The sequence below is a fragment of the Thermoactinomyces daqus genome (assembly GCF_000763315.1).
Classification (GTDB): Bacteria; Bacillota; Bacilli; order Thermoactinomycetales; family Thermoactinomycetaceae; genus Thermoactinomyces_A; species Thermoactinomyces_A daqus.
In genome coordinates this window covers 36,378-58,807 of the sequence record NZ_JPST01000028.1, presented here as the reverse complement: position 1 = coordinate 58,807, position 22,430 = coordinate 36,378, and the positions used below count along the sequence as shown (strand labels likewise).

General features: G+C 50.8%; 26 protein-coding genes and 1 tRNA gene. 26 read left to right on the top strand and 1 reads right to left on the bottom strand.

Features of this window, described 5'->3' with window-relative positions:
• Positions 1–37 precede the first annotated feature (37 nt).
• The 3 genes from der to JG50_RS0112435 are packed head-to-tail and all read left to right on the top strand — an operon-like array spanning position 38 to position 3,024.
• Entirely contained in the window at positions 38–1,357 is a 1,320-nt protein-coding gene (gene der / locus JG50_RS0112445) for a ribosome biogenesis GTPase Der (RefSeq protein WP_033101440.1), read from the top strand.
• 34 nt (positions 1,358–1,391) lie between these two features.
• A complete protein-coding gene (gene plsY / locus JG50_RS0112440; protein WP_081943908.1) occupies positions 1,392–1,982 on the top strand; it encodes a glycerol-3-phosphate 1-O-acyltransferase PlsY in 591 nt (196 codons plus the stop codon).
• A 16-nt stretch (positions 1,983–1,998) separates the two neighbouring features.
• The gene (locus tag JG50_RS0112435) at positions 1,999–3,024 is read left to right on the top strand and encodes an NAD(P)H-dependent glycerol-3-phosphate dehydrogenase (protein WP_033101488.1); all 1,026 of its coding nucleotides are present in this window, start codon (positions 1,999–2,001) and stop codon (positions 3,022–3,024) included.
• Between the two features lie 511 nt (positions 3,025–3,535).
• Here the strand turns inward: JG50_RS0112435 and JG50_RS0112425 are convergent.
• Entirely contained in the window at positions 3,536–3,949 is a 414-nt protein-coding gene (locus JG50_RS0112425) for a hypothetical protein (RefSeq protein WP_033101438.1), read from the bottom strand.
• A 115-nt stretch (positions 3,950–4,064) separates the two neighbouring features.
• Between JG50_RS0112425 and JG50_RS20125 the strand changes: the two genes are divergently transcribed.
• The 23 genes from JG50_RS20125 (at position 4,065) to trpA (ending at position 22,407) form a co-directional block, all read left to right on the top strand.
• Positions 4,065–4,223, top strand: coding sequence for a hypothetical protein (locus JG50_RS20125; protein ID WP_160173868.1), 159 nt, complete (start codon positions 4,065–4,067; stop codon positions 4,221–4,223).
• Between the two features lie 24 nt (positions 4,224–4,247).
• Positions 4,248–4,970 carry a hypothetical protein gene (locus JG50_RS0112420; protein ID WP_033101437.1) on the top strand — a complete coding sequence of 241 codons (723 nt, stop codon included), beginning with the start codon at positions 4,248–4,250 and terminating at the stop codon, positions 4,968–4,970.
• 116 nt (positions 4,971–5,086) lie between these two features.
• Complete coding sequence (locus JG50_RS20120) at positions 5,087–5,239, top strand: hypothetical protein (protein ID WP_160173867.1); 153 nt, start codon at positions 5,087–5,089, stop codon at positions 5,237–5,239.
• 151 nt (positions 5,240–5,390) lie between these two features.
• On the top strand, positions 5,391–6,869 hold the full coding sequence (spoIVA, locus tag JG50_RS0112415; RefSeq protein WP_033101436.1) for a stage IV sporulation protein A: 1,479 nt from the start codon (positions 5,391–5,393) through the stop codon (positions 6,867–6,869).
• 177 nt (positions 6,870–7,046) lie between these two features.
• Positions 7,047–7,322, top strand: coding sequence for an HU family DNA-binding protein (locus tag JG50_RS0112410; RefSeq protein WP_033101435.1), 276 nt, complete (start codon positions 7,047–7,049; stop codon positions 7,320–7,322).
• Positions 7,323–7,485: 163 nt separating this feature from the next.
• Entirely contained in the window at positions 7,486–8,052 is a 567-nt protein-coding gene (folE, locus tag JG50_RS0112405) for a GTP cyclohydrolase I FolE (RefSeq protein ID WP_033101434.1), read from the top strand.
• Positions 8,053–8,138: 86 nt separating this feature from the next.
• Positions 8,139–8,215, top strand: a tRNA-Pro gene (locus tag JG50_RS0112400).
• Positions 8,216–8,312: 97 nt separating this feature from the next.
• A complete protein-coding gene (gene mtrB / locus JG50_RS0112395) occupies positions 8,313–8,534 on the top strand; it encodes a trp RNA-binding attenuation protein MtrB (RefSeq protein ID WP_033101433.1) in 222 nt (73 codons plus the stop codon).
• Between the two features lie 83 nt (positions 8,535–8,617).
• On the top strand, positions 8,618–9,106 hold the full coding sequence (locus JG50_RS0112390; protein WP_033101432.1) for a hypothetical protein: 489 nt from the start codon (positions 8,618–8,620) through the stop codon (positions 9,104–9,106).
• 91 nt (positions 9,107–9,197) lie between these two features.
• Positions 9,198–9,953, top strand: coding sequence for a heptaprenyl diphosphate synthase component 1 (locus tag JG50_RS18905; protein WP_052154284.1), 756 nt, complete (start codon positions 9,198–9,200; stop codon positions 9,951–9,953).
• Complete coding sequence (locus JG50_RS0112380) at positions 9,950–10,675, top strand: demethylmenaquinone methyltransferase (RefSeq protein ID WP_033101431.1); 726 nt, start codon at positions 9,950–9,952, stop codon at positions 10,673–10,675. The genes JG50_RS18905 and JG50_RS0112380 overlap by 4 nt, the downstream gene beginning before the upstream one ends.
• Before the next feature lie 21 nt (positions 10,676–10,696).
• Complete coding sequence (locus tag JG50_RS0112375; RefSeq protein ID WP_181735419.1) at positions 10,697–11,563, top strand: UbiA-like polyprenyltransferase; 867 nt, start codon at positions 10,697–10,699, stop codon at positions 11,561–11,563.
• Positions 11,564–11,704: 141 nt separating this feature from the next.
• Entirely contained in the window at positions 11,705–12,676 is a 972-nt protein-coding gene (locus tag JG50_RS0112370) for a polyprenyl synthetase family protein (protein ID WP_033101429.1), read from the top strand.
• Positions 12,677–12,917: 241 nt separating this feature from the next.
• Positions 12,918–13,361, top strand: coding sequence for a nucleoside-diphosphate kinase (gene ndk / locus JG50_RS0112365; protein WP_033101428.1), 444 nt, complete (start codon positions 12,918–12,920; stop codon positions 13,359–13,361).
• 184 nt (positions 13,362–13,545) lie between these two features.
• Positions 13,546–13,725, top strand: a complete 180-nt coding sequence (locus JG50_RS0112360; RefSeq protein WP_033101486.1) for a hypothetical protein — start codon at positions 13,546–13,548, stop codon at positions 13,723–13,725.
• Between the two features lie 152 nt (positions 13,726–13,877).
• Entirely contained in the window at positions 13,878–15,038 is a 1,161-nt protein-coding gene (aroC, locus tag JG50_RS0112355; RefSeq protein WP_033101427.1) for a chorismate synthase, read from the top strand.
• Positions 15,038–16,132 carry a 3-dehydroquinate synthase gene (gene aroB, locus JG50_RS0112350; RefSeq protein ID WP_033101426.1) on the top strand — a complete coding sequence of 365 codons (1,095 nt, stop codon included), beginning with the start codon at positions 15,038–15,040 and terminating at the stop codon, positions 16,130–16,132. Before aroC ends, aroB begins: the two co-directional genes overlap by 1 nt.
• 313 nt (positions 16,133–16,445) lie before the next feature.
• Positions 16,446–17,969 (top strand): anthranilate synthase component I, encoded by a 1,524-nt coding sequence (gene trpE, locus JG50_RS0112345; protein WP_033101425.1) that lies wholly within the window; start codon positions 16,446–16,448, stop codon positions 17,967–17,969.
• Positions 17,963–18,988 carry an anthranilate phosphoribosyltransferase gene (gene trpD, locus JG50_RS0112340; protein WP_033101424.1) on the top strand — a complete coding sequence of 342 codons (1,026 nt, stop codon included), beginning with the start codon at positions 17,963–17,965 and terminating at the stop codon, positions 18,986–18,988. Before trpE ends, trpD begins: the two co-directional genes overlap by 7 nt.
• Positions 18,978–19,763: an indole-3-glycerol phosphate synthase TrpC gene (gene trpC / locus JG50_RS0112335; protein WP_033101423.1), complete on the top strand. Its 786-nt coding sequence runs from the start codon at positions 18,978–18,980 to the stop codon at positions 19,761–19,763. Before trpD ends, trpC begins: the two co-directional genes overlap by 11 nt.
• The gene (locus tag JG50_RS0112330) at positions 19,756–20,409 is read left to right on the top strand and encodes a phosphoribosylanthranilate isomerase (RefSeq protein ID WP_033101422.1); all 654 of its coding nucleotides are present in this window, start codon (positions 19,756–19,758) and stop codon (positions 20,407–20,409) included. Before trpC ends, JG50_RS0112330 begins: the two co-directional genes overlap by 8 nt.
• Positions 20,396–21,613 (top strand): tryptophan synthase subunit beta, encoded by a 1,218-nt coding sequence (gene trpB / locus JG50_RS0112325; protein ID WP_052154283.1) that lies wholly within the window; start codon positions 20,396–20,398, stop codon positions 21,611–21,613. The genes JG50_RS0112330 and trpB overlap by 14 nt, the downstream gene beginning before the upstream one ends.
• Positions 21,610–22,407 (top strand): tryptophan synthase subunit alpha, encoded by a 798-nt coding sequence (gene trpA, locus JG50_RS0112320; protein WP_033101421.1) that lies wholly within the window; start codon positions 21,610–21,612, stop codon positions 22,405–22,407. Before trpB ends, trpA begins: the two co-directional genes overlap by 4 nt.
• The last annotated feature ends 23 nt before the right edge of the window (positions 22,408–22,430 follow it).

Here is a 22,430-nt window from a genome sequence, read left to right as displayed (position 1 = left end):
ATTACTTGAAATATTGGTTAAAAAGCGAGGATTATGTATGAGTCTACCAGTTGTAGCGATTGTCGGAAGACCCAATGTGGGGAAATCAACCATCTTCAATCGATTGGCAGGTGAACGGATCGCGATTGTAGAGGATCAGCCGGGGATCACCAGAGATCGCATTTATTCGCGGAGCGAATGGAACGGCCGGGAGTTTCACCTGATTGATACCGGTGGATTGGAATTCGGCGAACAGGATGAAATGATGGATCACATTCGCAACCAGGCGGAATTGGCAATTGAAGAAGCCGATGTGATTGTGTTTGTCGTCGACGGCCGGCAGGGGATTACAGGGACGGATGAAGAAGTCGCCCGCATGTTGCATCGCACCAACAAACCGGTAATCGTGATGGCCAACAAGATCGATGACATCAAATACGCCGACAATGTATATGAATTTTACCAATTGGGCTTTGAGCATGTGATTGCCGTATCGTCCATTCACGGGACGGGGACCGGGGATCTGTTGGATGAAGTCGTCCGGCATTTTCCGGAACCAAGTGAAGAAGAGTATGATGAGGATACCATCCGTGTCTGTCTGATCGGGCGGCCCAATGCCGGGAAATCTTCTTTGGTCAACGCCCTGCTCGGGGAAGAACGGGTGATCGTCAGCCCGGTTGCCGGCACCACGCGCGATGCGGTGGACACACCGTTTGAATTTGAGGGCCAATCCTATGTTTTGATTGACACGGCGGGCATCCGCAAACGCGGAAAGGTGTATGAATCGGTCGAAAAATACAGTGTCTTAAGAGCGATGAAAGCGATTGAGCGCTCAGATGTTTGCCTGATTGTCATCGACGGGGAGCGGGGGATTGCCGAACAGGATAAACGGATCGCCGGCTATGCGCATGAAGCGGGAAAAGCGTCGGTTTTTGTGATAAACAAATGGGACGCGGTGGAAAAGGACGAAAAAACAATGGATCGCTTTAAGCGCAAGATTCGCGATGAATTTCAGTTTATGCACTATGCCCCGATTCTCTTTGTTTCCGCCAAGACCAAAAAACGGGTACATCAGATTTTGCCGATGGTTTCCGAAGTGGCGGAACAGCATGCGATGCGTGTGCCGACATCGGTTTTGAATCAGGTTATTCAGGATGCGATGGTCACCACGCCGCCCCCTTCGGAAAAAGGGCGCCGTTTTCGTGTGCAATATGTGACGCAAGTGGCGGTAAAACCCCCGGCGTTTGTGTTGTTCGTCAATGATCCGGAGCTGTCGCATTTCAGTTATTTGCGTTTTTTGGAAAACCAATTGCGCCAGGCATTTCCGTTTCAGGGAACACCGCTTCGAATCATCATGAGAAAGAAAAACAAATCGTAAGCAGAAAGCAAAATGAAATGGGGAGAGGTTTTTCGTGTTTTCATTGTCATGGTTGATTCCCGTTCTTATCTCTTACTTACTCGGTTCAATCAGCTTTAGCTTTATTCTGACGAAATTGTTGAAGGGAGTCGATATTCGCGAGTACGGCAGCGGAAACGCCGGGGCGACCAACACGCTCAGGGTTTTGGGGAAAGGGCCCGCAGCAGCGGTGTTTCTGCTCGATGCCTTAAAAGGAATGGCTGCGGTTGGGACGGGCTATTTGGCTGACCACCAGAATCAGATCTTGATGATGGTATGCGGGATCGCCGCGATTATCGGACACAACTGGCCCGTGTTCTTGCGGTTTCGCGGCGGGAAAGGGATTGCCACTACGGTGGGGGTCACCGTATTGCTCGTTTTCTATGCTGCTTTGATCGCAGGTGTTCTCGCCATTTTGTTCATTGTCATTACCCGTTATGTATCTTTGGGATCGCTCATTTTTACCGTGATGATCCCGCTTGTGATGCTTGTGCTTCACTTTCCTTATTCATTGACGCTGCTCACGTTGCTGATTACCGCCATGGCCGTCTGGCGGCACCGGCAAAATATTGTCAACTTGATCAAAGGGCAGGAACGGAAGATTTAAAATGAGGGAGAAACAAATGAAACGGAAAATCGCGGTACTTGGAGCTGGCAGTTGGGGAACCGTTTTGGCAAAAGTGTTGGCGGATAACGGCCATCAGGTGGAGCTGTGGGCCCGGCGGGAAGAGCTGGCGGCGGAGATCACCCTGAAGCATACCAATGAAAAATATCTGCCCGGAATCAAGCTGCCTGCTGAGCTTACGGCTACTTCTTCGCTCGCAGAAGCGCTTTCCGGCAAAGAAGTGGTCGTTTTTGTTGTTCCTTCCCATTCCATGAGGGAGATTGCCCGCGAGGTTGGCGGATTGATCGCTCCCGGCGCCTTGGTTGTTCATGCCGTCAAAGGATTTGAGATCGATACTTGGAAACGGATGTCGGAGGTTTTGCTGGAAGAGCTGGGGGAATCATTTGCGGAGCGGATCACGGTTTTGTCCGGGCCCAGTCATGCGGAGGAAGTGATCAAAAAGTGCCCGACGACCGTTGTGGTCGCCTCTCCCGGCCAAGAAACGGCGGAGCAAGTGCAGATGATGTTTATGAACCGGTATTTTCGCGTCTACACCAATCCCGATGTGATCGGGGTTGAGGTTGGCGGGGCGCTCAAAAATATTATTGCTCTGGCTTCGGGTCTGGTGGATGGTTTGGGTTTTGGGGATAATGCCAAAGCAGCGCTGATGACCCGGGGATTGGCGGAAATCGCCCGCCTGGGGTCCGCGATGGGAGCGAAGCCGATCACGTTTGTCGGATTGGCAGGCGTCGGCGATTTGGTTGTGACTTGTACAAGCAGGCACAGCCGTAACTGGCGGGCCGGCCATAAAATCAGCCAGGGAAAAAAATTGCCGGAAGTTTTGGCCGAGATGGGGATGGTCGTTGAGGGCATCAAAACCACCAAGGCTGCTCATGCTCTGGCCCGGCGCTATGATGTGGAGATGCCGATCGCGGCACAGTTATATGAGGTTCTGTTTGCCGGAAAGGAACCGGCATTGGCGGTGAAAGAGCTGATGGGGCGGGGACGGACAAAAGAGTTGGAAGAGATCGTGCAAGGTTGGTAGCGTTTGGGCTTTTTTGCCTGTTGCAAGCCGTTTGTCAGCTTCATACTCTATAATAGCTTCAATCATTATCCATAAACTTGAGCACTGAAAACAAGGACAGGGGAATCAGTTGTGGCTTAAGTAAAGGATAATGACCCAGCCTTTCCTCCGCCTGAAAGGGCGGGGGTTTCTTAACGGATTTTCGGGAGCAGCCAGGACGTCCCTGAGCAAACGTTCCGGCGGTTCCCATTTGCCAAAAATAAAGGTAATGCCCAAAACGAGGCATTACCTTTATTTTTTTGACCGAAACAAGTTGGACATCATTTTTTGGAAAAGGGGCGAACGAATGATATTCATGATCTGCCCGATACTCATGTTTTGCAATAAAGGGGCAAACGGGATTCCCGGCGCTTCCTGTGACCGCCGGTTCTCATCAAATGGCGGCTGGATGACGGGAATGTTTTCATCAGGGTCGGCCGGGAAAGGACTGCTTTGATTTGTCTGCCACCCAGGAGGGGGATCGGGATTTCTTCTAAACGGTGGTAACATTCCCCGCCGGCCGGTCGGTGCGCCCGGATTCCTGCCGAAGGGCGGCAACAGGGGGAAGCGGCCTCCTCCCCTTCTTCCGGGGGCCATCATCCGGGAAGTCATCGCTAAGATCTGATAAGCTGAATCCATCATATTCTCCATCTTTTGTAACGATGTATTCAACTCCTTGATGGTGGAGCGAAAGGTCATAAACCCGTTCAATATTTTGGCGATGTTGATGGACGAAAGCTGGGATAAAAGAGAGGGTGATGTTGTGGCAGAGGATTTTGTTTTGCCCGGAGTGCCCGGGGATTTCGCCGGTAATTTTGAGCCGGTTCCTTTCTTTATGCTGCTCGGTTTTTTCCGGGAAGCGGTTTTTGGTATTTTCGTGCTCACTTGGCTTCCTCCATTCAGGCATTAGTCCATTTATCCTATGCATGAATAACGCCCCCGAACTGAGTCAGGTGTCCCGGCTCTTGGGTAGGCGATTGTGGATTTGCTATACTGATGGAGATGAGAAGGAGGGATGCCCGTTGGATCTGATGATCATTTTGTTTCTGCTCGTCCTGATCAATCTGTTGATTGCCATCGCCAGGACATCGTCAAAAAAATGGCTCAGGGTCAGTTTGAATTCCGTGTCCTTTGTATTGCTGTTTGTATCTCTCTTGTTTGTTCTTCGCATGTTTTTGTGATCCAAGAAGCAGGAGGAGATGGATGTGGACGTTTTGTTGCGCAGGCTAAAATGGATCAGTCTGCTGATGATGACTTTTTTGCTTTCCGGGTGTATGTATCCGCAAGAGCGCCAACAGCAGCTCGATAAACTGGGGGAGCAGATTGCCACTGTCCAGTCGGCAGTATTGGCGTATCAACGGGAGCATCGCTGGTTGCCTTATCGTTATACAGAGGATGAATACAAACTGACAACAAAATATAAAGTGAATTTTCAGGAGTTGCAGGGCGGGTATTTGGCGGCGATCCCCCCGTCGGCATTTGAAGAGGGAGGACCTTTTATCTATGTACTGATCGATGTGGAAAAGAAACCGACGGTTCGGCTGTTTGATCTGCGCGTCAATGATGAAGTGGAAAAAGTTCAGCCCTATGTGACCGGCTATCATTCCAAGTACAAAAAGTGGCCGCTGGGACAAAAGATTTCTCCTCACTTTTTTACGATTGATTATGAAAAGTTGGGCATCAGCCCGGTGATGGTTCCCAGTCCCTATTCCAGCACGACACTGCCGCTCATCATGGATGATCAGGGCAAAGTTTATGTCGATTACCGGACAGATGTGATGCAAAAATGGCAAATGTCGAAAAATAAACCGGATGCAAACCAGGATCTGCGCCTGTGGATCGCGGAGGATTCATTCTATGTTCCTGCTTTTTCACCAGTGATGAAGATGAGAAATAATGAACCGGTATTTGTTCGGCAATCCTCCTAGCATACAAGGAAAAGTACTTACATAAAATGAAGAGACGGGAACGGGCTTCATGATCCAGGTCACGTGGAGAAGAAGCCCGGTTTGCTCTCTCCCGAACTGGAAAAGGGGTGAAATCGATGCTGCAAAGTATTTGGTTTCATCTCGTGGTAATCCCCGGGATTTTTTTGCTGGGCAGATTGTCTGCCACTGTGAAAATCGCCGGGTTTCGTGCGAAAAAGGTGCCCTCCCGCATGAAAAACGTGACAACTAACGAAAAAGAGACTGTGTAGGGTGGTTTTCACCCTGTTTTTTTTCATAAAGACTCATATTGGGAAGGTGCATTCATATATTAGTAGTGTCCAAGGTAAGGTCCGGGAGGGAGGGGTAGCCTTCGCACCGGCGACAGATCCAGCTGAGGGAGATCTTGAAGGAGGGAATTTCGTGGAGAAAGTAGATATCTTGCGAGATATTGCAGAGCGAACAGGAGGAGACATCTATCTGGGTGTGGTCGGTGCGGTGCGCACCGGTAAATCAACATTTATCAAGCGCTTCATGGAACAGGTTGTGATACCCAATATCGAAAATGAAGCGGATCGGACCCGGGCTGTCGATGAACTTCCGCACAGTGGTGCTGGGAAGACGATTACCACCATCGAACCGAAATTCGTCCCCAACCAGGCAGTGAAAATCCATGTGGACGAAGGGCTGGAGGTAAATATCCGCCTCGTTGATTGTGTCGGTTACGCGATTGAGGGGGCAAAGGGATATGAAGATGAAAACGGCCCGCGCATGATCACCACACCCTGGTTTGAAGAGCCGATCCCGTTTCAGGAAGCGGCTGAAGTGGGAACGAGAAAAGTGATTCAGGAGCATTCCACCGTCGGAATTGTGATCACCACTGATGGAAGCATTACCGACATCCCGCGGGCATCTTATGAGGAGATTGAAGAGCGGGTTGTCAATGAGCTGAAAGAAGTGGGAAAACCGTTTATTCTGCTGCTCAATACTACCCAGCCCTACAGTGATTCCGTACGGGAATTGCAAAGTGAGCTGATCGAGAAATACGATATCCCGGTTCTTCCGGTCAGCGTCGCCAGCATGACCGAAGAAGAAATCCTGGGCATTATGAAAGAAGTCCTGTATGAATTCCCGGTTCACGAGGTGAATGTGAATCTGCCGAGCTGGGTAATGGTGCTGAACGAAGATCACTGGCTGCGTCAGGAATTTGAAAATTCCGTCCGGGAAACGGTGAAAGACATCAAGCGATTGCGCGATGTTGACCGGGTTGTCGGGCAATTTTATCAATATGATTTTATTGAAAAAGCAGCTTTGGCCGGGATGGATATGGGGCAGGGAATTGCGGAGATCGACCTGTATGCGCCGGATGAACTGTATGATCAGGTGCTGACAGAAGTCGTCGGGGTCGAAATTCGGGGAAAAGATCACTTGCTCGAGTTGATGCAGGAGTTCAGCATTGCGAAGCGGGAATATGACAAAGTGTCCGAAGCGCTGAAAATGGTGCGTACGACCGGCTACGGTGTTGCTGCTCCGGCATTGGAGGAAATGTCGTTGGACGAACCGGAATTGATCAAACAGGGAAGCCGGTTTGGTGTGCGTTTGAAGGCGACGGCCCCTTCCATTCACATGATCAAAGTAAATGTGACCTCCGAATTTGCACCGATCATCGGTTCTGAAAAACAGAGCGAAGAACTCGTTAATTATCTGATGCGTGACTTTGAAGTGAATCCGCTGAAAATTTGGGAATCCGATATTTTTGGCCGTTCGTTGAATCAAATCGTGCGTGAGGGAATTCAGGCCAAATTGTCGATGATGCCGGAAAATGCGCGATATAAGCTGCAAGAAACATTGGAGAGAATCATCAATGAGGGGTCTGGAGGATTAATCGCGATTATATTGTAAAGATTTGCAAAAGCGCGTCCCCGGCGCTTTTTTTATTTGAAATGCGGAAAATCGCAAAGATTCACTTGAACTTCCCATAAGTCTATATTAGTATAGGAGTGTCCCACGCATTGAAACCTGCTTTCTCCCCTTTTATAATAGGGAAAGAGCCGTGGATTTGTTTACGGAGGTGTGATGATGAACAAAACGGAACTGATCAATAAAGTAGCGGAAGCTACTCAAATGACCAAAAAAGACGCTGCAAAATCCGTTGAAGCAGTTTTAGATGCGATTACCGCAGCTCTTCGTGAGGGTGACAAAGTCCAACTCATCGGCTTTGGCAATTTTGAAGTGAAAGAGCGTGCCGAGCGTAAAGGCCGCAATCCGCAAACGGGTGAAGAAATCACGATTCCTGCATCCAAAGTACCTTCTTTCAAAGCCGGTAAACAACTTAAAGAAGAAGTAAACAAGTAAGCAGGATTGAATGGATCTCGGGACTACATAAATACCTGCAGAAAAAGGCCTCTTTACGAAGGGGTCTTTTTCGTTTTTGCGATTGAGCCGTGATTATTTGTGGTATAATGATTCGAGATAAAAATTGATTTCTTGCTTTACTGCAGATGAGGATGGAGGAACAATGATGGTTGATCATCGAAAAATTGAAGAAGCAGTGCGCATGATTTTGGAAGCGATTGGCGAAGATCCGAACCGCGAAGGTCTAATCGATACACCGGCACGTGTAGCCCGTATGTATGAAGAAATTTTTTCCGGACTGAAAGAGGACCCGAAGAAACATTTTTCTGTCATTTTCAGTGAAGATCATGAAGAGCTTGTCCTGGTGAAGGATATCCCGTTCTTCTCCACCTGCGAACACCATTTGGTTCCTTTCTTTGGCAAGGCGCATGTTGGATACATTCCCCGTGGAGGCCGTGTAACCGGATTGAGCAAACTGGCCCGTGCCGTTGAAACCGTCACCAGGCGTCCGCAACTTCAAGAACGCATCACCTCGACTGTGGCTGACTGCATCGTGGAGAAGTTGGATCCGCATGGTGTAATTGTCGTGGTGGAAGCTGAACATATGTGCATGACGATGCGCGGGGTGAAAAAACCGGGCTCCAAAACAATCACCTCCGCTGTCAGAGGTGTATTTGCCGAAGACGCGGCTGCTCGGGCGGAAGCGCTTAGCCTTATCGGATTAAAATAAAATTTTTAATAAACCTCTTGACACTTTCCCTTACCCGTTATATACTCATAATTGTCATCAGGCGATGGCAAAAAGTTGATACTTGACGGGCTATGGCGCAGCTTGGTAGCGCGCTTGCATGGGGCGCAAGAGGTCGTCAGTTCAAATCTGGCTAGCCCGACCAAAGGAAAGACTCTTCCTCATGGAAGGGTCTTTTTCTATGCATCTGTGTATTTATTCTATGTTAAACTATGTCTGAATTGAATTTGGGAGGGATTTCTTTGCAAGGATCTCATGCTGATTATATTGTGATTAAAGCCAAGGAAAATGGCGTCAATGTAATCGGATTGACCAGGGGGAAGGATACGCGCTTCCACCATTCCGAAAAACTGGACAAGGGTGAGGTCATGGTCGCGCAGTTTACAGAGCACACCTCAGCCATCAAGATTCGGGGCAAAGCGGTGATTATCACTCCTTTTGGCCAAGTGGAAACAGACAATTGAAAAAATGTCCCCGCCGGTCGTGCATGTTTTCCGGCTCGCACCGATACAATGGTGACAAGAGATCGGTGTAAGGGGAGATATGCGTGAAAACGTTCGCAATCCGGATGATGATGGCTGTCTTTGCCGCCGCTTTTCTGGCCGCCAGCGTGTCCGTTTTCCCGCTCTTCTACCAGAAGAAAGAGAATAAAAAGAGGGAAATTCCTGTTTTCAAATCCTCAAGTAAGCAGCTGCGAGCCGAGAATCTGGTTGATTTTATTAGGGACAGGCATTTTCAATTAACAGTGAAGAAAGTTGATTTGCAAAGGAATTTCCTCTTTTTGGAGCTTTCTCAGGAAAGAGTGAAAGAACCATTGATGTACCAGGAGATTTTGGCGTTGCTGAAGGCGGCGTTTACAGAAACAGAAAATATTGATCAAGTCCGCTTGTTCGTGCATCGGAATGACGGGGCGGACTTTTTGCTAACCGCCACCAGGGAAGAATTTAACAGAGATCCGGGACAGAAAAGAGCTGAAAAACAGCCGCCGGAGAAATATCTCAAATCGATGTTTCACGTGATCACATCCCCTGAGTGATGGAAAACAGCGGAAGAATGCCTATCTCCCCCAAAAGTATGATATACTAATCGCAGTGTTTGATCTTAAGTCCTCATGGGGGAACGTTTTTATGGCATGCGTACATAAAAAAGAGCTGAGAGAAATATTAGAGCAAATTGAAAAACATGCAGAAAATTCATATGTTCGGCAACAAATCGGGAGGCCAGATATCCCTGTTTTTTTTGTGCGCGTTTTGTATTTGATGTTGCATGCGTACCAGCTGGAAAAAGAGAAAATTGCCCTGTACACGATTGCGACGACTTTGCTAAAAATGGGAATCGACTTGCACGAAACGGTGGAGACCAGTGCTCCCGAAGCGCTGCCCGGACAGCGAAAACAGCAGGTGACGGTATTGGCGGGGGATTATTACAGCAGCTTGTTTTACTATTTGCTGGCCAAAGAGAAGGAAACGGATGTGATCCATTGTTTGGCCGGGGCCATCTGTCGCATCAATGAGTGGAAAATGTCATTGCATCAGATGCGAAAAGCAGGGGCTCCCCTTACCGCGGAAATGGTCAAGCGGATCAAATCGATTTCGAGTGAACTGATTGCGGCATTGGCCGATTTTTTTCATGTTCGGAAAGGGTTTGCCTTTTCATGGCGGCCGGTTGCAGAAGAACTGCTCCTGTATGAAGAACTCCTGCGCTTTCCCGGACTCAGCTCAACGGAAAAACTTTTTTACTTGGAACAGAGCCGTTCGTCCTTGACCAACCTGTTGAACGGCTGGCCGGATTCGGAAAGCAAAGGCCAATTGGAAGAACTGGCCAAAGAGGTGTACGATAGCGTCGACAGGGGAGCCTGTCTGAAAGAGAGTGGTCAAGCATGAATGTTCGCGGGGAAGAAAAGACGAAATTTGTTCATGAGGTTTTCGAAAGCATCGCCAAAAATTATGACTGGATGAATACATTGCTAAGCTTCCGCATGCATAAGCTTTGGCGAAGATTTGCGATGAAAAAAATGGCGGTGAAGCCAGGGGATACCGCATTGGATGTTTGTTGCGGCACCTGCGACTGGACCATCTCCCTGGCGAAGTCATCCGGAACCGGACGAATCGTCGGCCTTGACTTCAGCGCAAACATGCTGAAGGTCGGGAAAGGGAAAGTGGAAAAGGCCGGATTGGACGGACAGGTGGAACTGATTCAGGGCGATGCGATGCAACTTCCTTTTCCCGATCATACCTTTGATCATGCCACGATCGGGTTTGCCCTTCGCAATGTTCCCGACATCGTCCAGGTATTGAACGAGATGAAACGGGTGGTAAAACCGGGAGGGCAAGTGGTTTCCCTGGAGCTTTCCAAACCGTCCTGGCCTCCTTTTCGCGCCGTATATTACCTGTATTTTGAGCGGATTTTGCCGCTGCTCGGAAAATGGTTTGCGGGCAGCTATGAACAGTATCGCTGGCTGCCGGAATCGCTGATGCAATTTCCCGGATATCATGAGCTGGCCAGGATCATGGCTGAGGATGTAGGATTGCAGGATGTTCAGGTCTATCCCCTCTCCGGCGGAATTGCGGCGCTTCACATCGGGCGCAAACCAGAGGTGGAATAGAAGGAAAGCAAGGTGGTTAAGGTGCTGAAAAAAATTAGGATCGTACTTGAAATGATTAAGTTTGAACACACCATTTTTGCACTGCCGTTTGCCTACATGGGGGCGGTTCTGGGCAGTCTCGAAGTGCGCGGTCATCTTCCGACCTGGGCGGAGATCGGCTGGGTTACATTGGCGATGGCAGGAGCAAGAAGTGCGGCGATGGCTTTGAACCGCTTGATCGACAGCCATATTGATGCCAAAAATCCGCGCACCGCAAACCGGGCCATTCCGGCCGGACTGGTTTCGGTTCCGTTTGTGTGGGGGTTTGTCATCGTTTCGTTTGCACTCTTGTTTCTGGCTGCATTCCAGTTGAATATGCTTGCGGTGGAATTGTTGCCGGTTGCTGTCTTTTTCCTGGTTTTTTACTCCTACACCAAGCGTTTTACCTGGACATGCCATTTTTTCTGCGGAATTTCGTCGGCGTTGGGGTCGCTCGGCGGATGGGTGGCGACCACGGGAGAAATCGATATGCTCTCACTTATTCTGTTTGCCTCCGTGGCATTATGGATCGGTGGCTTTGATGTGATCTATGCCTGCCAGGATTTGGAGTTTGACAGACAGGAGCGGCTTTACTCGCTTCCTGCCCGGTTTGGAATCAAGCGGTCGCTTTTTATTTCCGCATTGATGCATGTCGGTACCGCTGCCGGACTGATTGCCCTTTTGCTGCTGGGTGATTTGGGCTTGTGGTATGGCATCGGTGTGGTGATTGCCCTGATTATCCTCTTTTATGAGCATTCCATTGTTTCCGCTGATGATTTGTCCCGATTGAATACTGCCTTTTTCACGATGAACGGGGTTCTCAGCGTGATTGTTTTCGTCTTTACCATGCTCGATGTGTTAATCAGATAAGGCATCTGGTGTTTGGAGCCGGTTATTTCAAGAACGTTGCTGAGCAATTGCGATTACCGTAATGTTAAGGGATGCAGGGGTTGGTCTTGTCAGTTTTTGAATGGTGATTGTCCTTTAGCATGCGTTAACAGGGTGAAACGGATGAACTTGCAAGAAATTTATCTCAATCTGAAGAATGACTTAGAGCTGATCGAAAAAACGCTGACTGAGGCCATTCAGACCAGCGAGCAAATGTTATATGATTCGTCAAGCCATTTGCTTACAGCGGGCGGAAAGAGGATGCGCCCTGTTTTTGTTCTGCTGGCCGGTCATTTCGGGCGATATGACATTGAGAGATTGACAAAAGTGGCCGTGGCCTTGGAACTGATTCATATGGCCACACTGGTACATGATGATGTGATCGATGATGCCGATACCCGCAGGGGGAGACGAACGGTCAAAGCGGAATGGGATAATCGCGTCGCCATGTATACCGGTGATTATATCTTCGCCCGCGCTTTGCAGAAAATTACGGAGTGCAGGCCGCATGAAGTGCAGGCAATTTTGGCGACGGCGATCAACCGCATGTGCCTGGGGGAGATTGACCAAATGGCCGATTTGTTCAGCGAGTCGCTCTCTTTCAGGCGTTACCTGCGCCGGATCAAAAGAAAAACGGCGCTCCTGATGGCCGCCAGCTGTTACTTGGGCGCGTATGTGAGCGGAGCGGAGCCGCGCTATATTCGTTCCCTTCAGGCGTATGGCTATTACGTGGGGATGGCGTTTCAGTTAACCGACGATGTGCTCGATTTTGTCGGAAACGAAAAAGTCCTGGGCAAACCGGCCGGAAGCGATTTGCGCCAGGGCAATGTGACCCTCCCGGTTATTTATGCGCTGGCCAAAGCAGGAACTTCAGATAAGCAAAAAATCACGGATTATCTCCGTTCCGGCGGGGGAGAAGGCAACTTGCCCGCGATTTTGGATCTGATCAAACGGCTGGGCGGAATTGAGTATACGCTGGATTTGTCCCGGCGGTATATGAAGAAAGCGATGCAATGTCTGTCGCTTTTGCCCGAATCGCATGAGCGTGAATCATTGCGACTGATCGGGGAATTTATCGTCAGCCGCTCATACTGAAAAGTGATATTCGGGTGCTGCCCGAGGGTGAAAGTTTTGGCAGAACCGGGAGGGGTGATGCCCCACTGACCATCCGTTTGAAATAGCAGGGAGGTTTAGGGGCATCAGACACCACCTGCAACATATTTTCACAAAAATAAGGGAATTGGTTGCGTTTTCATTTCGATCTCTGTTACAATTTGGTGTGGTTACCTGGATTCAGGTGCATGCATCGATACATAGCAGTATGGGGGATTCATTTATGGAAAAAACGTTTATCATGGTTAAACCGGATGGAGTTCAACGCGGGCTGATCGGGGAAGTGGTTGCCCGTTTTGAAAAAAAAGGATTCCAGCTGGTGGCAGCAAAGTTGATGTCCGTATCAAGCGAATTGGCGGAACAGCATTATGCTGAACACAAAGAAAAGCCGTTTTTTGGAGAATTGGTTGATTTTATTACCCTGGGTCCTGTCTTTGCCATGGTGTGGCAAGGACCGAATGTGATCGCCACCGCCCGTCAAATGATGGGCAAAACCAATCCGTCTGAGGCACTGCCTGGGACGATTCGCGGCGACTTCGGGGTCAATGTGGGCATGAATATTATCCATGGGTCGGATTCCCAGGCGAGTGCAGAAAGGGAAATCGCCCTTTGGTTTGACGAAGCAGAACTCCTGTCCTACGAAAAAACGATTAACCGCTGGATTTGAAAATAAAAAGCACGGTTCACACGAATCGTGCTTTTTTTGATTGGCAGGATTATTTTTTGATTTCTTTGACCATATTGGTAACAGAAAAAAGGATCGTTGCTTAAGAAGGAGGTGGACATCCTCTGCCTGCTGTCAGCCTGCAAGTGTGCGAGTGATTTTTCGGTTCAAGCAGTCGGAAGGCAATATGGATATTCCGATGAGCCCCGACGAAGTGACCAAGCGAATCAAACATTTAAAACAGCAGGGAGTTTCCCTCAGCAAGAAAAAAGTAAAACAAATGGACCCGGAATTGATGCAAAGCGCCCTGTATTATTATCCCAGCTGGGACCACGCCGTCACCAGCAGTTTAAATATCAAACAGTAAGACCTGTAATCTCCTTCAGCCGGCTTTTTTGCCGGTTTTTTATTATTGACCGCGAACTTTTTTCAATTTCATCTTCCATCCCCTTTTTTTCTGTGTTATGATAACTATCAAATTTCAGGTCAAAAGAGTTGAGACAGAGAGGAAGATTTGAGATGAGATATTTGACCGCTGGAGAATCACACGGGCCACAGCTGACCGTGATCATTGAGGGATTGCCGAGCCATTTGCCTTTTGCCAAGGAAAAAATCGATTTTGAACTGGCCAGAAGACAAAAGGGGTATGGCCGGGGACGGCGGATGCAGATTGAAAAAGACCAGGTGAAAATCATGTCGGGCGTGCGTTTTCAGCAAACGACAGGCGCTCCGGTTACCCTGGTGATTGAGAATCGCGATTTTACGCATTGGCAAAAAGTGATGGGGGTTGATCCGATTCCGGAAGAAGCGGAAAAAAGGCGGATTTCGCGGCCTCGTCCCGGGCATGCCGATCTCAATGGCGCGATCAAATACGGCCACCGCGATCTGCGGGATGTTCTGGAGCGTTCCAGCGCGAGGGAAACGGCGGCGCGTGTGGCTGTCGGTGCGGTTGCCCGCCTGATTTTGGAGGAATGCGGCATCAAACTTGCCGGTCATGTTCTGCGGATCGGGGATGTTGCGGCGGAACCGGTCGATCTGCCGCTGGAGGAAATGAGACGGGTGGCTGAGGATTCGCCGGTGCGTTGCCTTGATAAAAAAGGGGAGCAGGCGATGATGGAAGCGATTGACCGTGCCAAAAAAGAAGGAGATTCCCTGGGAGGGATCGTTGAAGTGGTGGTCGAGGGGGCTCCGGTCGGTTTGGGCAGTCATGTCCACTGGGATCGCAAGCTCGATGCCCGCATCGCTCAGGCGGTTGTCAGCATTAATGCGTTTAAAGGCGTCGAATTTGGGCTCGGATTCTCCATGGCTTCCCTTCCGGGATCAGAAGTTCATGACGAAATTATGTGGGAGGAGGGGAAAGGTTTTTACCGCGCAACGAATCGCCTCGGCGGATTTGAAGGCGGGATGACGACCGGCGAACCGATTATCGTGCGCGGGGTGATGAAGCCGATTCCCACCCTGTACAAACCGCTGAAAAGTGTGGATATCGATTCCAAAGAACCATTTGAGGCCAGCATTGAGCGCTCTGACAGCTGCGCCGTTCCCGCAGCCTGTGTCGTGATGGAAAATGTGGTCGCATGGGAAATCGCCAATGCACTTTTGGAAAAGTTCCCGGCTGACACGATGATGGAATTGACAGAACAGGTGAAGCGCTATCGGGAAAGGACGGCCCAATTCTGATGAAAACGTTGACGGTTTCCTTGGAACGGACATCTTATCCCATCTACATTGGCTCGGGCACGTACCAGCAATTGCCTGCTTTGCTCAAGAAACATGGCGTGAGCCGGGATCGCACCATCATGCTGGTCAGCGACACCCATGTTGGTCCGCTTTATGCCGGGAAAATCCAGGAAATATTGCAGCAGGCTGGTTACCGGGTCGGTCTCAGTCTGATTCCCGCGGGAGAAGAGAACAAAAACCTGAAAGAATTTGAACGGGTGATTGGAGATTGCCTTCGATTCGGGTTGACCCGGCGAAGCGTGATCTTAGCTTTGGGCGGCGGTGTGGTCGGCGATTTGGCGGGATTCGTCGCGGCCAGCTATATGCGCGGGATTCCCTTCGTTCAGCTCCCCACTTCGCTGTTGGCTCATGACAGCAGTGTCGGAGGAAAAGTGGCGGTAAACCATCCATTGGGAAAAAATTATATCGGTGCTTTTCATCAGCCGCTCATGGTCGTCTTTGATGTGGATACATTAAAAACCCTGCCCCAAAAAGAGGTCGTTTCCGGCTTCGCGGAGGTGCTAAAACACGGCCTGATCTGGGATGAATCTTTTGTTTCCTGGCTGGAAGATCGTGCCGGGGAACTGCTTGGCTTGGAAACCGAACCGTTGATCGAAGCGATTTACCGCGGCTGTCAGGTGAAAACGGCGGTTGTGTCCCAGGATGAGCGGGAGGCAGGAATCCGGGCGATTTTAAATTACGGGCATACAATCGGCCATGCACTCGAAGCGGTATCCGGTTATCGCACCTTCACGCACGGAGAAGCGGTCGCCATCGGAATAGCCGGTGCGGCGCGCCTGAGTGTAAAGGTCGTCGGAGCCTCTCCCGCGCTGGTGGAACGCACGGAAGCGCTGCTCCAGGCATTTTCCCTGCCGGTGCGCATGGAAACCACCTGGCCGGCAGAAGATTTGCTTGAAGCGATGAAACGCGATAAAAAAGTGCAGAGCGGAGAATATACATTTGTGCTTTCCCCGCAGATCGGACGTGTCGAATTGGTGCGCGGAGTCGCCGAAGAACCGATTCGCGAGGTGTTGAAGGAGCTTCGCCGGGCATAAGGATGATTATCCGGACGGCAGTGAAATTGGGTTATTGACAGAAAAACACAAGTTCGATACAGTTTTAGATGAGACGAGAAAAAGAAAATCATTCAGTTTGTGAGAGAGTGTTTTTATTTTACCTTGTTTTGTACATTTCAGAGGGTTTAGTTTAGCTGAGCAGAGAATGGATATAGCGTAGTTTGAGCTGAGTGGAGGCTGTTCACATATATTTTCGCCAGAACCAAAGCAGCTCTGCTTTGGTTTTTATTTTTCCTCCATTCTTCCCCTATATCCTTTCTCTCTTCTTGCCGACAGAAGAGGAGGGAGTTCATTGATTTACCCCGATTTGCTGGAGGCCGTGAAACTTGCCAGAGATTTTTCGGTCATCCCTGTTTGCAAAACGGTTCTTGCCGATACGGAAACCCCGATTCGATTATATGATCGTGTAAAAGATCAGCCGTACTCTTTTTTGCTTGAAAGTGTTGAAGGTGGAGAAAGATGGTCGCGCTATTCGTTTGTCGGCTCATCCCCGTGCCGGGTGATTAAGAGCCGGGAAGGGCGAATGGCGATTCGCGACCAGAGAGGGGAACGAACAGCGGTCACTTCCGATCCGCTTTCCGACTTGAACGAACAACTGGCCGCGTATCGTTCCCCGGTATATGACGGGTATCCGCCGTTTTTGGGAGGGGCGGTCGGATATTTCGGCTATGAAATCGTCCGCTTTTTTGAACCGGCCCGTCCAGTGGCAAAGCAGGCCGGTCTGGAGAATTCCGCTTATGATCTTCATTTTATGGTGATGGATCGCTTGCTGGTGTTTGATCATCTCAAACAAGAAGTGATTTTTATCCAGCACTTGCAGGTGCCAAAGAACGGCTCGCAGGCCGAATTAAGGGAGCGATACGAAGAGACGGTCAAAGACTTGGAACGCTGGGCAAACGAGCTTCTCAGTAAGCCCGTTTCCACCACCTTCAGCGGTGTCACCATCGACCGTGAACCGGTGGATTTAAGCAGCGTCACGGCCAATCTCAGTAAAGAAGCGTATGTGAAGATGGTGGAAAAAGCGAAGGAATATATTCGCGCCGGGGATTTGTTTCAAGTGGTTTTATCGCGGAAACTGACGTGGGCGCCGGCTCCCGACCCGTTTGAAGTATACCGTGTATTGCGGGTGCTCAATCCTTCTCCGTACATGTATTATTTGCGGCTTGGCGAGGAAACGATTGTCGGGACCTCTCCGGAATTGCTGGTGCGGGTAACCGGCGGGCGCGCAGAGACCCGACCGATCGCCGGCTCAAGGCCCCGGGGCAAAACGGCGGAGGAAGAGAATCGATTGTTGGAAAATTTGCTGGCCGATGAGAAGGAACGGGCGGAACACGTGATGCTGGTCGACCTGGGACGGAATGATTTGGGCCGGGTTGCTGACATCGGCAGTGTGACGGTAACGGATTTTATGACAATCGAAAAGTATTCTCACATTATGCACTTGGTCTCCCATGTGGAGGCAAAGCTGAAGGAAGGGAAAGTCCCTGCCGACGCGTTTCGCGCCTGCTTTCCGGCCGGAACCTTATCCGGGGCTCCCAAGATCCGGGCTATGGAGATAATCAGCGAGTTGGAACCCGATTTGCGGGGGGTTTACGGCGGAGCCATCGGTTATCTCAGTTTCACCGGAAATTTGGACACATGCATCGCCATTCGTACGATTTATTTTCACAAGGGACAGGCGACGGTGCAATCCGGAGGCGGCATCGTGGCGGATTCCGATCCGGAGCTGGAATTGCAGGAATCGGTAAATAAAGCGATGGGGATGCTCAAAGCACTGGAACTTGCCGCAAAAAGGACGGTGGGGCTGTCGTGTTGAGGGATTTGCTCAGAAAGATGGTGGAAGGAAAGCATTTAAGCAGACAAGAAGCCCGTCAGGCGATGGAGGAAATGATGAACGGAGAGGCCACTCCCGCTCAGATGGGCAGCTTTTTAACCTCCCTGCGCATGAAAGGGGAAACGGCAGAAGAAATCATCGGGTTTGCCCAGGGACTGAGGGCCCGGATGACCGGATTTGAAGGGGAAATTTCCCATGCGGTCGATACGTGCGGAACCGGCGGGGACGGAGGACAGACATTTAATATCTCCACCGCAGTCGCTTTTGTTGCCGCTGCGGCCGGCGTTCCGATCGTGAAACACGGAAATCGCGCTGTTTCCAGCAAGAGCGGAAGTGCCGATGTATTGGAAGCGCTGGGGATCGAGATTCATCACAGTGCTAAAGAAGCGGAGTTGATGTTGCAGGAAACGGGAGTTTGCTTCCTGTTTGCCCCGCTGTACCATCAGGCGATGAAAAATGTGATGCCCACTCGTACGGAACTGGGATTTCGCACGATTTTTAATCTGCTCGGTCCCCTTGCCAATCCGGCTGGTGTGCAATATCAGCTGCTCGGTGTGTACGATCCGGAATTAACGGAGAAAGTGGCCTGTGTCCTGCAGGAACTGGGGACGAAAAAGGCGCTTGTCGTGGCCGGACTGGACAGATTGGATGAAATTTCTGTTTCGGCTCCCACCCGAATCAGCGCTCTTGACGGAGACAAGGTGGTGACTTTTGAAGTAATTCCGGAAGACTTCGGGATATCCAGGTCGCCGATCACCGCAGTCAAGGGGGGGACGGCACAGCAGAACGCGGCGCTGATTGCGGATATTTTCAGCGGGAGACGGGGAGCTCCGCGCGATATCGTCCTCTTGAATGCGGGTGCGGCCCTGGTCGTGGGCGGCAAGGTGTCCACTTTGACAGAAGGGGTTCAGATGGCCCGGGAAACCATCGATTCAGGTATGGCGGCAAAAAAACTGCAACAAGTGATTCGGATGTCACGGGAGGTACGCTATGTTTCTTGAAAAAATCGAAGAGTGTAAAAGGGCGGAAATCGCCAAACTGCGGGAACGATTCGGCAAAGAGGATTGGGATCGTGCGCGGCGGATGCCGCCAGGTCGTTCTTTGCAGGCGGCCCTGAGCAAGCAAACCGGAATTTCCCTGATTGCCGAGGTGAAACCGGCTTCTCCTTCAAAAGGAGTGATCCGGTCGGAGGTGAATCCGGTTCAGGTGGCCAAAGGGTATGAAAATGGAGGAGCGGCCGCTGTTTCCGTGTTGACGGACGTTTCCTTTTTTTACGGAAATCCGGAATCACTCCGAGCGGTAAAAGAAGCAGTGCAAATTCCGGTGCTTCGCAAAGATTTTATTCTCGATCCGCTTCAGGTGCTGGAGAGTAAATTGCTGGGAGCCGATGCGATTTTATTGATCGTGGCTCTGCTGGAGGAAGACCGGTTGCAGGAATTAAGCTCGATTGCTCACCGTCTGGAGATGGAAGTGCTGGTCGAGGTGCACGCAGAAAAGGAGATCCCGGCTGCGACCCGGTGCGGGGCGGATGTGATCGGCATTAATAACCGCAATTTGCATACGTTTGTCACTGACCTTGCCACCACTGAACGTTTGCGGCCGCTGATATCCGCTTCGGTTCCGGTGATCGGGGAAAGCGGCGTTTTCTCCATCGGAGACGCGAAGCGCATGCTGGCCGCCGGCGTGGACGGATTGCTCATCGGTGAATATTTGATGCGGCAAACTGATCCGGGGGCAGCAGTTAAGGAATTGATCGAGGGTACACGGTATGAATAAAAACATTTCTCTTAAATTTTGCGGTTTTTTTGCTGAACCGGATGTGGAAAAGGCCGTTCAATTTGACATTGATGCGATCGGATTCATCCTTGTCCGCGGCCGAAAGCGTTCGGTTGAACGGGAAATGCTGCCGAAACTGGTGCGCAAGGTTCCGGCCGGAATCTGGACGGTTGGTGTGCTGCAAAACCCGTCTCTCAGGGAGATGGAAGAATGGCTTTCCGTGGCCCCCTTAAGCGCCATTCAACTGCACGGTGAAGAAACGCCGGAGTTTTGCCGCACGGTGAAAAAAGCATTTGGCGTGCGGGTGATTAAAACGTTTCATGTTACCGGCCGCATTGCCGGCGAAGAGCGAATTGCCCAATATGCGCCGTGGATCGATGCGGCGCTCCTTGATACCGGAACGTCGGGAGGAAGCGGTCAGGCTTTTGACTGGAATCAGATTCCGCCTTTTTATGAGGAGTGCCGGAGGGCGGGAGTCCCGCTGTGGGTGGCAGGCGGTTTGAATGTTCGGAATGTCAGGTCGCTCATCACGCGTTATCCGTTGGATGGCGTTGATGTTTCCAGCGGGATCGAAGCAGATGGAGGAAAAAAGGCCGAATTGATGGCAAAGTTTGCGGAAAGGGTGAAGCGGAATGAAGACAGATGAAAAACTGGGCGGTCAGGGGAAGGCGACGACGTGGAGATTTGGCCCTTTCGGCGGCCGTTTTGTGCCGGAAACGACGATGAATGCGCTGATCGAATTGGAGCAGGGATTTCGCGAAGCCTTGGCAGATCGCGAGTTTATGAACAATTGGAGAGAGAGGCTTGAGGAATATTCCGGCCGCCCCACCCCGCTCACATTTACAGAGCGGCTGACCGATTATGCCGGAGGAGCCCGCATCTACTTGAAACGCGAAGACCTGAACCATACGGGCGCCCATAAGATTAATAACGCACTGGGCCAGGCGTTATTGGCCAAACGGATGGGCAAAAAGAAACTGATTGCGGAAACCGGTGCCGGGCAGCACGGGGTGGCTACAGCGACCGTCGCTGCCCTGCTCGGACTTGATTGCGAAATCTATATGGGCGAAGAAGATGTGAAAAGGCAGCAGTTAAACGTGTTTCGCATGGAATTGCTGGGGGCCAGGGTGGTTCCGGTAACTTCCGGTACCCGGACATTAAAGGATGCGACCAATGAGGCGCTAAGGCAATGGGTTGCCCAGGTGGATCGCGCCTACTATCTGATCGGTTCTTCCGTTGGACCCCATCCTTATCCGTTGCTGGTCAAAACGTTTCAGCGGGTGATCGGGGATGAGACGCGGGCGCAACTTTTGGCTGCCGAAGGAAGGCTGCCCGATGATGTAGTCGCTTGTGTCGGGGGTGGAAGCAATGCGATTGGGATGTTTACCGCATTTGTGGAGGACGAGACGGTTCGCCTGCACGGAGTCGAAGCGGCGGGAAAAGGTGTTGATACTTCCTTCCATGCTGCTTCTTTAAGTAAAGGCCGCCCCGGAGTTTTGCACGGGATGTACAGCTATTTCCTCCAGGATCAGCACGGACAAGTGACACCGGCCCACTCGATATCCGCCGGTCTCGATTATCCCGGTGTGGGTCCTGAACATGCTTTTTTGAAGGAAACGGGCCGCGTTCGCTATACCTATGCCACCGATGAAGAGGCGCTTGATGCCGTGGGGCTTCTCTGCCGGACGGAAGGAATCCTGCCTGCGCTCGAATCGGCGCATGCCGTGGCGGAAGCGGTCAAAATCGCCCGTAAGCGGAGCAAAAATGAAATAGTGGTCATCTGTTTATCCGGCCGCGGCGATAAAGATGTGGAAACCATCAGCAGCGCAGGAAGGAGGAGCGGAGAATGAATCGCCTGACAGAAGCATTTCAGCGCAAAGAAGAAGTCCTCATTCCATTTATCTCTTGCGGGGATCCGAGTTTGGACGTTACCCGTGAACTGATTCACTGCCTGGCTGAAGAAGGCGTGCTGGCGATTGAACTGGGGGTTCCTTTCTCAGATCCGATAGCGGATGGCCCGGTGATTCAAGCGGCTTCCGAACGGGCGCTCGAAAATGGGGTAACGCTGGTCGATGCCCTGGAAATGGGCAAAAAAGTAAGAGAAGACGGAGTGGAAGTTCCGCTTATTCTCTTTACTTATGCAAATCCCGTTTTTCAATACGGGCTGGCAGCGTTGGTTCGCGATGCGGTCGCTGCCGGATTTGACGGGATCATCGTACCTGATCTTCCGTTTGAGGAAAGTGAGGAATTAAGGCAGTACGGGCAAAAAGCGGGACTGGCTGTCATCCCGTTGGTCGCTCCGACTTCCAGACAGCGGATTGCCGATATTGTCGCTTCGGCACAAGGGTTTGTTTATTGTGTGTCGTCGCTCGGCACAACCGGGATGCGACACGGATTTTCCGGGGAAGTCGATGAATTTTTGCAGACGGTGCGCTCATTGAGCCCGGTTCCGATCGCGATTGGGTTTGGGATTTCGGAATCGAAGCACGTGGCTCATTTCCGGAAACGGACCGATGGCGTTGTCGTGGGAAGCGCTTTGGTTAAACGGATTGGAGAGCTTCAATCGTCACTTGTTTCCGAGAACAGCCGAAAGCGGGCACTAAGCGAAGTGAAAGCATTTGTCAGACAGCTGAAAACGGAGTAAGATAGAGGGAAAAAAAGAGAGGG